This is a genomic window from Candidatus Jordarchaeum sp., assembly GCF_052745115.1.
The window spans coordinates 1-10,734 of the sequence record NZ_JBRAKS010000123.1 but is presented as its reverse complement, the minus strand read 5'-3'; the positions used below and the strand labels follow the sequence as shown (position 1 = coordinate 10,734).

At 43.8% G+C, this 10,734-nt stretch carries 12 protein-coding genes; 8 read left to right on the top strand and 4 right to left on the bottom strand.

Going from position 1 to position 10,734, the window contains the following annotated elements; all coding sequences use genetic code 11:
• Nucleotides 1-155 precede the first annotated feature (155 nt).
• Nucleotides 156-1,565: an L-fucose/L-arabinose isomerase family protein gene (locus ACUVXA_RS10260; protein ID WP_445871164.1), complete on the bottom strand. Its 1,410-nt coding sequence runs from the start codon at nucleotides 1,563-1,565 to the stop codon at nucleotides 156-158.
• A 156-nt stretch (nucleotides 1,566-1,721) separates the two neighbouring features.
• Here ACUVXA_RS10260 and ACUVXA_RS10255 point away from each other — a divergent pair, with 156 nt between their 5' ends.
• The 4 genes from ACUVXA_RS10255 to ACUVXA_RS10240 all read left to right on the top strand — a co-directional run bounded on the left by ACUVXA_RS10255 (nucleotide 1,722) and on the right by ACUVXA_RS10240 (nucleotide 3,594).
• The gene (locus ACUVXA_RS10255) at nucleotides 1,722-2,672 is read left to right on the top strand and encodes a carbohydrate kinase family protein (RefSeq protein WP_445871163.1); all 951 of its coding nucleotides are present in this window, start codon (nucleotides 1,722-1,724) and stop codon (nucleotides 2,670-2,672) included.
• Nucleotides 2,673-2,783: 111 nt separating this feature from the next.
• Nucleotides 2,784-2,984: a HEPN domain-containing protein gene (locus tag ACUVXA_RS10250; protein ID WP_445871162.1), complete on the top strand. Its 201-nt coding sequence runs from the start codon at nucleotides 2,784-2,786 to the stop codon at nucleotides 2,982-2,984.
• Between the two features lie 94 nt (nucleotides 2,985-3,078).
• Entirely contained in the window at nucleotides 3,079-3,285 is a 207-nt protein-coding gene (locus tag ACUVXA_RS10245; RefSeq protein WP_445871161.1) for a hypothetical protein, read from the top strand.
• Nucleotides 3,286-3,303: 18 nt separating this feature from the next.
• Nucleotides 3,304-3,594: a hypothetical protein gene (locus tag ACUVXA_RS10240; protein WP_445871160.1), complete on the top strand. Its 291-nt coding sequence runs from the start codon at nucleotides 3,304-3,306 to the stop codon at nucleotides 3,592-3,594.
• 195 nt (nucleotides 3,595-3,789) lie between these two features.
• Here ACUVXA_RS10240 and ACUVXA_RS10235 read toward each other — a convergent pair whose 3' ends face one another.
• Both ACUVXA_RS10235 and ACUVXA_RS10230 read right to left on the bottom strand, forming a co-directional pair.
• On the bottom strand, nucleotides 3,790-5,205 hold the full coding sequence (locus ACUVXA_RS10235; RefSeq protein WP_445871159.1) for an amidase: 1,416 nt from the start codon (nucleotides 5,203-5,205) through the stop codon (nucleotides 3,790-3,792).
• Between the two features lie 198 nt (nucleotides 5,206-5,403).
• Nucleotides 5,404-6,195 (bottom strand): alpha/beta hydrolase, encoded by a 792-nt coding sequence (locus ACUVXA_RS10230; protein WP_445871158.1) that lies wholly within the window; start codon nucleotides 6,193-6,195, stop codon nucleotides 5,404-5,406.
• Between the two features lie 756 nt (nucleotides 6,196-6,951).
• On the opposite strand from ACUVXA_RS10230, the gene ACUVXA_RS10225 reads away from it, so the two are divergent.
• From ACUVXA_RS10225 to ACUVXA_RS10215, 3 genes are all read left to right on the top strand, one after another.
• Entirely contained in the window at nucleotides 6,952-7,173 is a 222-nt protein-coding gene (locus tag ACUVXA_RS10225; RefSeq protein ID WP_445871157.1) for a hypothetical protein, read from the top strand.
• On the top strand, nucleotides 7,166-7,645 hold the full coding sequence (locus ACUVXA_RS10220) for a type II toxin-antitoxin system VapC family toxin (protein ID WP_445871156.1): 480 nt from the start codon (nucleotides 7,166-7,168) through the stop codon (nucleotides 7,643-7,645). Before ACUVXA_RS10225 ends, ACUVXA_RS10220 begins: the two co-directional genes overlap by 8 nt.
• 127 nt (nucleotides 7,646-7,772) lie before the next feature.
• Nucleotides 7,773-8,309 (top strand): GNAT family N-acetyltransferase, encoded by a 537-nt coding sequence (locus tag ACUVXA_RS10215; protein ID WP_445871155.1) that lies wholly within the window; start codon nucleotides 7,773-7,775, stop codon nucleotides 8,307-8,309.
• Between the two features lie 68 nt (nucleotides 8,310-8,377).
• Here ACUVXA_RS10215 and ACUVXA_RS10210 read toward each other — a convergent pair whose 3' ends face one another.
• Nucleotides 8,378-9,868: a phenylacetate--CoA ligase family protein gene (locus tag ACUVXA_RS10210; RefSeq protein ID WP_445871154.1), complete on the bottom strand. Its 1,491-nt coding sequence runs from the start codon at nucleotides 9,866-9,868 to the stop codon at nucleotides 8,378-8,380.
• A 379-nt stretch (nucleotides 9,869-10,247) separates the two neighbouring features.
• Between ACUVXA_RS10210 and ACUVXA_RS10205 the strand changes: the two genes are divergently transcribed.
• Complete coding sequence (locus ACUVXA_RS10205) at nucleotides 10,248-10,481, top strand: hypothetical protein (RefSeq protein WP_445871153.1); 234 nt, start codon at nucleotides 10,248-10,250, stop codon at nucleotides 10,479-10,481.
• Nucleotides 10,482-10,734: the final 253 nt, after the last annotated feature.

The window sequence follows — 10,734 nt, the reverse complement described above, 5'->3', positions numbered from 1 at the left end:
CATCTCTGCGGATGTTTGGGTTCATGATTAAAGTCCAAGAATGGTATTATTTATCATTAAATCTTTCTACTGTTGTGAATCCCACTGATGTCCACAAGGAGGTTCTGCCTAGTTTTATATAAGTCTGTTAAACCGAAAATAATTATCAATCCATCTCAGAAGATTATGGAAACTATGTTTAATAGTCTGCAGAATTCCAGAATTTCCCTTGATACATCTCCTATGACCAGTTGAATGTGTTGACTGGAGTAAAACTCAAGAATTTCATTGGGATCCACCTCCACAGCTATGCTCATTGTGGGCCACTTCAAAGCTCCTTCGAAAGCTTCGCTCCGCACTATCCGCCCTCTAATGATGAACATTTGGTACTCCCCGTAAGCACGGCTGAGTCTGGCCCAGGTTACCGGCACTCCCTCCTCAGCGACATAGTACACTGCTGCTCCTCCCGCCTTTCCCTGAACCTGAGGCACGAGCTGAATTCCCCGGAGATTCTCCTCGGGTTCCGATGAGCGTTTCACGAACCAGGTGCCGGCCCCACCACAGTTCGCAACTGTAAACAGTTTCTCATCCTGGTTCCAGAATAATATGTCTCCGAAGTACACTGGTTTTCCCAGGTTTAAGAGTTTTAGAATCTGCATAGTGAGTGCGCCATTTATGTCCGCCTCACAAGCGCAGGCAGTGGTATCCTTCAATCCCTCAGCATCATAGGGGTCGTTGAGAAAAGTGGGAGTCAAACACTGATTCACGAACCGGTCGCTGAGCTCGGGTTGACACTTCAACCCCACAAAGTCAAAACCCATGCTGGCCACCAACTTTTTTGCAGCAACGTAGCTTCTCACCTGCTTCTCCAATTTTTCCTCAGTGACTATCACTCCATCCTTAACCACTTTACAGTTCTCATGCAGCCACTTCATGTACTGTTGCACCACTTCCCTGGGAACATTTTCAGCTTCCCTAATCAATTCCAGTTGGTCAACGTGTTCCAGATCCACGCCGAAGATTCTCTGAACCTGACTGGGATCCGTGGTTGCGGTGTACATGCCCATGGAGCGGCCACCGATCACTCCCATGGTTGAGCCTCGTAGCCGGTTAACCGCAGTGGCTGCCTTTACAAAGGCCAGGACTTCGCTTACCGCCTCTGGATTGTTTATAGCCCCGCTTATAAAAATGGTTTTGGCTTTGATTCCCACATCGTCAAATGCGCCCTTCAGGGCTAGGGGTCCGCTGAGAGCCATGGGAGCAACCATCAGAACCGGAACCGAGTGAGTCTCAGCGCTCTTAGCCACCACCACGCCGATTGAGGGATAGGTCCATCCCGGAACACATAGTATGAGAGACTCAATTCCCAGCTTGATCAGTCCGGAGACGATGTCTAAGGCGTTCTCCTTGGAATCTGCTTTTACCCCGTCGATTACTTCTGCACCCCCGTCCTGTAGCAGTTTTATAAGCTCGGTGTGAAGTAACCGCTCCAGCTCCCTCATGTCCACTCCATCCTTAAGCATCCGCTCGTAAAACTCCTCACGGGGATCAGTAACAGTCAATACACCAACCCTAGGTTTATCCATGAAAAAATCCTCCACCAACAAACAATGAAAAACATCTATTCAACACACTAATAAACTTCACGCCTCAAATAGGAATTTGGGGAAGAAAGGTATAAGTATTTGAATAAGGTATATGCAATAAATTTCCCTGTGATTTAACTGTTGGGGATTTTAAAGATGGCTGGGAAGATTTTCGATGTTATAGGCATCGGGCTGAGCTGCGTGGACCTGGTGATGAAGGTTCCTAAATTTCCTGAGGTGGACGAGGTGGTAGTGACCCTAGAATATGGGAAGCACTTCGGAGGGGTAGCCGCTAACGCCATAGTGGCACTAGCCCGTCTGGGAGCAAAAGTGGGATTCATAGGAAAAATCGGCGCAGACAGCTTCGGCGACGACATACTAAATGAATTTAAAAAGGTGGGAGTCGACACCCGGGGAGTAATAAGGGATAAAGACTTTGGCTCGCCTCTAAGCTTCATCCAAGTGGACAATCAGGGAGATCGTAAGATTTCCCACTATCCGGGACCCGCACCTTTTATGTCACCCCAAGATGTGGAGCCTCTCAGAGATTACATTGCTTCGGCGAAAATAATTCACCTTGACGGGATAAATCCGCACTCCGCGATCCGCTCAGCGGAGATCGCAAAGGAGGAGGGAACCCTGGTTTCCTTCGATTTGAGCACCTCTCTGGAAGCAGTGGAGATTTTCGGACTCACACGAGAGGATGTGATAAACTTCGTTAAACCCATGGATGTTTTCATCCCCTGCAAGCTTGCGGCCAAGGGATTAACGGGTGAGGACAACTTTGAGGAAGCCGCAAAAAAGCTCTTGGAAATAGGTCCCAGCACCGTAGCCATCACTCTGGGAGGTGGGGGATGTGTAGCGGCAAATAGAAAAGAGGTGGTGAAAAAACCGGCATACATGGTGGAGGTTAAAGACACCACCGGGGCGGGAGACGCTTTCCATGGGGGCTTCCTCTATGGCCTACTCCACGATTGGAGCCTGGACAAAACTGCGCAATTCGCAAACGCCGTTGCAGCTATAAAGTGCCAATACTTCGGAGCCCGAAGTGGCCTACCCACAGAGAGAGAAGTGGAAAAATTCCTGAAAACCGCAGAACCCTTATAGTAGACTTTCACAATTTTTAAGGTACCATAACACGTTTATCTTCATAATATGATGTGTTATTTTGTAGGTTAAGAATTTAAGTTGTATTGAAGTTCTTTAATTGGTGGTTTTTTGGTAGCGAATTTTGAGAGAGCTAGGGTGTGGATTCTTATGGCCATTAGCGATTTAGAGAGGGTGACTAGAAACTTTGAGTCAGAGGATTTTGCTGCAACCGTTTTTAGAGCTCAGACCGCTGCTGAGCGTTTATCTAAAGGTCTCATTTTTCTACTAGGTATCCAATTCAAAAAAGCCCTCAAACCCACCAATTATTAAAAATTTTTTAGACGAGAAAGCACTTAAAGAATCTCAGAAAAAGCTACTCTCCCAAATTATTTCAAAAGCAAAGATTCTTGAGGAACAGGGAACGATGCCCAGATACGGGACTGAAACCCCTACCACGATTCTGCGTCCCGAAGAAGTATATGACAAAAACAAAACTCTGGAACTGATCCGTGTGACCAGCGACCTTACCAACATTTATGTTAATCTATTGGAGAATCAGAAACTTTTTCCAGACATGCAATCCGATTTAAGGAGGGTCAACGTTGAGTTATCCAAACTACTCCAGAATTAAGCACCCAAAGTATAAAAAATGGTAGAAGATTACGTTTCAAACCTCTTAGAAAAATTAGGTGAAAAAGTTGTCGCCATACTAGTTTTCGGCTCCGTTGCTGCTGGAAAAGCTCGATTCGACGAAGCGTATCAAATCGACATAGACCTCCTAGCAGTAATCAAAGACCTACCCTCCGACTATTTCGAAAGAATAATGTACAAAACAAAAATACAAGGCATGACTGGCATAGGAGTGGAATCAATATGGTACACGCCTGAAGAGATGACAAAAGTTGCTGACAGAAAACCTCCATACCTCCTAGACTCCTAATACACCGAATCATAATCTACGACACCCAACAATTCATGGAAAACACAGCAGCCAAGCTCAGAGAGGAACTTAAAAGAAAGGGAGTTATTGAAACAGAAACGGCGTGGAAATGGCCAACCGAAAAAACCATAGAAGAAATAGAATTCTGAAAAGAAAAAACAAAAATAGAAGAAAAGAAGAGTAGTGAAAATCGGTTCAAATCGGGGGCTTTTTATCCCTCCATGGAAACGCTTTTTCAAACGCCCTAGAAGCCTGGAGTATACCAAGTTCGTCGAAGCGGTTGCCCACTATTTGAAGACCCACTGGAAGATTCTCCTTAGTAAAACCGCAGGGAATAGAAGCAGCGGGCTGACCCGTCATATTGAAGGGAATGGTGAAAGGCACCCAGCCCGTAGGCCCCACAGCCTGACCCGCAATCTCATTAGGACCCATTCCTATATCTATAGGGAACGCAGCTATTGGCAACATGGGAGTCAATAGAAAGTCGTACTTTTCAAAAACCTTCATAACCCGGTCCCAGTGCTCCTTCCGCTTGTACTGAACCTTCACATAGTCTGTGCCCTTCAGGTGATCCGCCAGCCACATAAAGTCGAAATATGGAGGATAACCAACCTCCTTCCACTCATCCATACGATCCCCAACCGCAGCCACTGTCTCGCAAACTATTTGGTTAACCCAGTCTGGTCCCATGTCCAGAAATTCCAGCTTCACCTCCTCCACTTCGAAGCCTAGATCCGCAAAGCCGAAAGCCGCCTTTCGAACTATCTCTGCAATCTCTGGCTCCACCACCGCGTAGCCCAGATCCGGACTGTAGGCAAACTTCTTACCCTTAACATCCTTCTCCAAATTCTCAAAGTAGCTCACACCCGGCGCAGGCAACGACAAATAATCCCGGTCATCAGGACCAGCCATCACATCCATCAACATCGCAGCATCCGCAACAGTCCTAGTAATGGGTCCCTCAGATGAGAGAGTTTCCCAGCCGGGAAGCGCAGGCCACCTTGGAATACGCCCCAGATGCGGCTTCAAACCGTAGAGACCACAGAAACAGCTGGGAATCCTAATGGAACCCCCACCGTCGTTACCCACCGCGATGGGAGCCATGCCGCTAGCCACCGCAGCCGCAGAACCCCCACTACTACCACCAGGTGTACGGCTAGTATCCCAGGGATTACGTGTAACCCCGAAAAGCGGATTCTCAGTGATGCCAATCAAACAGAACTCCGGCACATTGGTTTTACCCATTATGATGGCTCCGGCACGCTTTAACCGGTCCACCAGAACGTAGTCTTCTTTGGGAATGTGGTCCGCGTAGAGCTTGGAGCCCCAGGTGGTGCGAACACCCTTAACCGGCATATTATCCTTGATTGCCACGGGAACACCGTGTAGTGGTCCCAGTTTTTCGCCTTTCTTAACTGCCTTTTCCGCTTTCTCAGCCTCTTTCCGAGCACTATCCTCAGTGAGAGTGATGAAGGCGTTAAGTTTGGGATTCACCTGCTCCACACGTTTAAAGAAAGCGTCCACAACCTCAACTGGAGATAATTCACCCTTTTTTATGGCGCTGGCAAGCTCCAGGCCACTCATCCAAATAACTTCTTTTTTTCCACTCATTAAAAACCCTCCATTAATAAATATTTAGGGGAAATAATTAATATAAAACTTGTGTTTAACAAATAAACTCTAGTAATGAAAATATAGATTTATTTATCGGAACCCTGGAAAAACTGTACGAATTATTGGTAATCGTCACTCTGCGGGAAACAGTGGCTAAAGGGATATAAAAAATTCCAAAGCGAGCTCTAAGTGTTTTTAGCCATATTTTTTGACGAATTCCTCCACTTTCTGGTAGTAATCTTCTCCTCCCACCAGCCATATAGTGTTGTGGTCAGCACCCGGAATAATATAGATCTCCTTATCTTTTGCTCCCGAGTTTTCGTAGAGGGCTTTTCCCTCTGTGAGGGGTATTAGTGAATCCTGTTCGGCGTGGATGATCAGGGTTGGAATATGGACTTCTCGGATCTTCGCCTTGTTAGAAGCCGCTTCCAATTTTTCCTTCAGGGAAGGACTGATTTCAAATCCAAAGAGGTTAAAAAGAATATTAAAAGTGTTCGCAGCTCCACTCTCAATAATCAACCCCTTAATATCATCCTGATAATGGTGAGCCAACTCCACCACTGGGACACTTCCCAGAGAACGTCCCATCAGGAATAAGCTGTTTCTGCATTTTTCTTGGGCAATTATCTCTTTAAACCCTTTAAAAACGGGGTGGGCGTCTTTTACTAAATTAGAAATGGTTGGACTACCATCACTCAGCCCGTATCCCCGATAATCAGCCACAAAAAGGTTGATTCTCCTGCGGTTAAAACTGGGTGAAACATAATCATAATCCCCCACAGTTTCACCATTTCCATGAAAGTAGAGAATAGAAGGATTATTCTTCCCACTCAAATAAAACCGGCAGCCTATGTCAACTCCTTCCTCAACCTCAATGAAGTGAGTGGTGCCTAACCGAGACTCTCCAAAATCCCTTCGAGGATAGAAAATAAAACTCAGAATCTCCGGTCGATCCAGAAAAGACAAATCAATCCGATCAGACATCATCTCCACCCTAAAAACTTCATATTTAACCAGAGTCAAAGTGTTTTTAGCGATTTTCCCTAAACAGAGAGTTAAGTGTATTATTTTATATTTTCTTCTCTTTTAGGGCACATATCTTGGAATATTTAAATAAATATATGGAGGGCAAAGAAAGAGAATTTTAGAAGATCTATTTAATGAATAGAAACTCCTCTTCATTTGAACCTTTTAATTTTTATAAAGTGAAATAAAATTGGTTGAACTTATCACCGTGACTTCAAAAGGCAAGATGGTAATTTTAACCGGTTAAGAAAGGAATTAAACATAGTTAAGGGTAACAAACTATTAATTATCCATGAGGGCAATGCGATTAAAATGATTGCGGTGCCCAAATTATCGGAGATGGCTGGAGTGTATAAAGAAGTTTTTAACCCATTTTTCGCACATTTGTGAATTCTATAGTAGAGTTCGATGTTCTCTTAAATTGTTTGAAGTTCTTTCTTGATAATCATGCTAATTATATTTGAGAAGCCCGCATAATTTCCCCCTTTCACTCCGAAAAGGGTTAAACCATAAGAATAACCTCGCAGAATCTGCGAAAAATAGGTTTTAAATAAGACAATCTTCACAGAAGATTGAGGAAATGAGGAGGAGTGAAAAAGGGAATTTGAAGAAAGAATCCGAAGCCTAAGGCCGTTTTAGATGCCAAACCTTTGATTAAGCTGGCGTGTACGATATTCTTATATATTTGGTAATATATTTGGTAAATTGATTGGAAAAATGAAGGTAAAAATAATTGGTCGAAAAATTTACCTCCCAAAGGAGCTTATAGAGAAAGCAAAATTACCTGAGAATGGTTCTTGTGAAGCAACCGTTTTTGGAGACGAAATAAGAATAAGACGCCCAATATCAAAAGAACTCAATGTAACTAAAATGCTAAAGTCTCCCAAAAGGCAAAGCATCGAAGACATGATAAAGGCTGAGGAAATAGAAGATGTCTAGCTTCATTCTAATAGACACAAATATCTGGCATTTCGCTCTAGTTAAACCCATTGAAGAACCATTCTGGGAAATCCATAAACTGGCAAGGGAATTCTTATCCTCCATAATAGGTGACTCCAATTTACGAATTGCTGTTAGTTGCTATCAGGTCAGTGAAATACTAGAAGTGCTTAGGAGATCAAATCTGAGTGTCGATTTAAGGTTAAAGTTATTAGAGGATTTTGAGAAAGGAAAATTTTTCGTAAAGCCCTTAGACTTTCCAGCAGTCGTAAGCGCGGTAAAAGACAGCGCTAAATCAAATATTCACATCTATGACTACTTGGTTGCCTATCCCTTAAAAGAAATTGTTAACAGAATCTATTCCGCTGACTCACATTTCAAGCATCCACACTTCCAAAGTATCGCAGAAGTGAAAAATCCTATAAGCCCTTGGATAATTACCGAGGGAAAGAAACCAGAAAAAACTTCTTAATAACTTCAAATAGAGAATATGTTTAACCATTTTAGCACCATTGAAGTAAAGCCCTTTAGATGGTGCAGAACTTATTATCTTATTTATCCTAGCTTCACAGTAAAAATTACTCCTAGAGGTTCCCACAGTGACAAGCAGCAGAACCTATCCCAAACAGTTCCAAACAGTGATCAAAGCCAATGATGGAACCGAAGTATTGGTAAGACCCCTAAAACCCGAAGACCGAGAAAAACTGTACCAAATGTATGCCTCACTTTCCAAAGAAACAAACTACCTACGTTTCCTAACCCGAAAACCCATCACCAGGTGGCTGGTGGAACAGTGGACTGAAATAGACTACCGGGACAAAATGGCACTAGTTGCAATAGTCAACCGAAACGGGGAACAAGAAATAATCGCAGATTCCCGATTCTATGTGGACCAAGCTACTGGGGAAGCGGAGATCGCCATGGTGGTCCACGACCACTGGCAGAACAAAGGAATAGGAACCAAACTCCTCCAATACACCATAGAAGTAGCCAGAAAAATGGGCATCAAAGGACTATTCGCTTACATCAACCCCGAAAACAAGAGAATAATTCACATCACAAACAAACTGGGCTTCAAAGCCAACTGGATATCTGAAACCATCGAATACAAAATCCACCTACCACTACAAAAATAAAAACAAGAATAAAATAAGAGAAAAAGAAACAAAAAATAAAATAGAAAGAGAAGGGAATGGAAAGAATCTTACTCCAACGGGGGCCTAGCGTCCAATACCCGGGTAGCTTTGAGGGAGATCATGGGGTCGTAGATATCGCTCGGCTTCTCAACCCACTCTATTTTGGCACTCATCTCCGCCGCCTTGCTAACTGCGTCGCTAATCTTCTTCTCCAAATCTTTACGGTTAACACCCGCAACCGGAGCCACTTTAAGCACCAATTGATCCATACTATAGGGATCCTTAGGATCAGTCTTTGTAAAAACAATTTGATACTCCGCAATACCACCCACGTTCTCAATGGTATCCTTAAGCAGCCCCGGATTAATTAAAGTACCCTTAAACTTCACCAATTCCTTAGTTCTGGTGGCGTAGACGCTGCCCGAAACCGGCAAAATACGCTCCGTATTCCGACCACAGTAAGGACAAGGCTCATGAGTCATGCGAACAATATCTCCCAAAACGTAGCGTAGAAGAACCGTGCCCCGCCGATTCAAATGAGTAATAGCTGCCACACCCTCTTCACCATCCGCCTTCCTCTCCCCGGTCTCTGGATCCACAATCTCTAGGAAATACAAGCCGGGATCTGGATTGTGATTACCGCCCAGCTCCGTGCACTCGCTAAGACTGCCCTGACACTCCGTGAAACCCCAACCGTTGTGGATGAAAACGTCCTCCGCACCCAGACTCTCCATCCTCCGACGCATGTCCTCACGCATTCCCTTGGGGCAAGGTTCACCCAAAGCATGAATCGCCCTCATATGGGAAAAGTCCACCTCCAACTCCTCAGCCCGCATAATCATTCTTCGAATATAACTTGCAATCCCCATAATAATCGTACACTGGTGATTCTCTGCAATACTAATAGCCTCATCCATCCGCCTAAGCACTGGAAACTCTGGGTAAGCCATACCGGTATGACCGGCACACACCGACGCCCCAATGGCTAATGGAGCAGTAATCGCCCGAAGGTAACCAATATGAGGAACTGGACCAAACGGAAAACAGTTAAAAATCCGATCATCCGGACTACCCCAGCTGATTTTACTACTCCGAATAAGAAACTGCAACAACGAATACTCATCGTGAGTCGTATTCCAGAAAACCGTGGGAAAACCGTAGGTGGTGCCCGTAGTCATCGTAACATTCCAGTTAACCAGCTCAAACAACGCTCTGCCAGGAACACCCGCCAGCTGCAACTTAAATCCATCCGAATTCTTCATGTAATCCATCTTAGTGGTTAAGGGAAGCTTCTCCAAGTCGTCAACCGTTTTAATCTTCGAAACATCAATCTTCTGCTCCTTAAACAGGTTACTATAGTAGGGACTATACTTATCACAAAGTTCCAGTTGATTCCGCAGATTCTTGTTCTGAATCTCCACAATCTCTTTCTGGCTCTTGAAAGCCGGGCAATCCACATCGTTCTTAAACACCGGATACATGTCAATGAATTTTTTAACCTTCTCTGGCGAGATGACATCCGGCTTCCACCAGTCACTAATCTCCTTTAAACGAGACAAAACCAATCTCCTCCAACCAAGTTTTTACAATAGACTAGATGTCTTGCAATAAATACTTTGCGCAAAATAATCTTTGTCCGAAACTTATCCATCTAGGACTTTTTCCAGTAGTGTTCGGTTCCTGCTTCATAGGGGAGCACCTGCCTTGCGGCATGAATCTCTCTCCTCTTGCAGGCATTCAAGCGCTTCTTAGACAAATCATAAAACGTTTTTCATGGCAATATTGAGAAGAATAAGAAAATTAGCAGATTATGAAAATACTGTGGATTAGCTTCTCAAAGCTAAGGTTGTTATACGATGTCAAGTTATTTTTCAACAAAATAATAGATAATTAAAAACTACGGTAAGAGATATAATCTGTGGAGGTGTCGTAATACCTATGACTGAGTTGAAAATTAAAATTCCTGAGGATCTTAAGAGAAAGATGGAAAAATTTGGAGTCGACTGGTCGCCAGCGATAAGGAGAATGATCAAAAGGAAAATTCAAAACTTAACCACGATTCAGGGAATAATATCCAAAAGCAAGATGACTGAGGAAGATGCTTTAGAACTAGGCGGAAAGGTGAGCAAATCGATGGCAGAGAGGTTTAGAAAGCATGCCACTGGTGACTGACGCCAATGTGATATTTGCTGCTCTCATAGCTATAGGAGGAATGTTTAGAGTATTTGTGACAAACAGACTTGGAAAATAGGTTTATTTTCGCTTTCTTCTCTTTTAACCGTATACGGGAAGTATATGCTTGTGTTTTGCTCAACAAGTTTCCCCGGAAAGAAGCGTTTTTTTAAGCCCCCGAAACAAAGGAGTAAACAACAACATAATTAAGAACAAAATTAATAGAAAAGGGTGGTGCACATTTTCTAAAAGC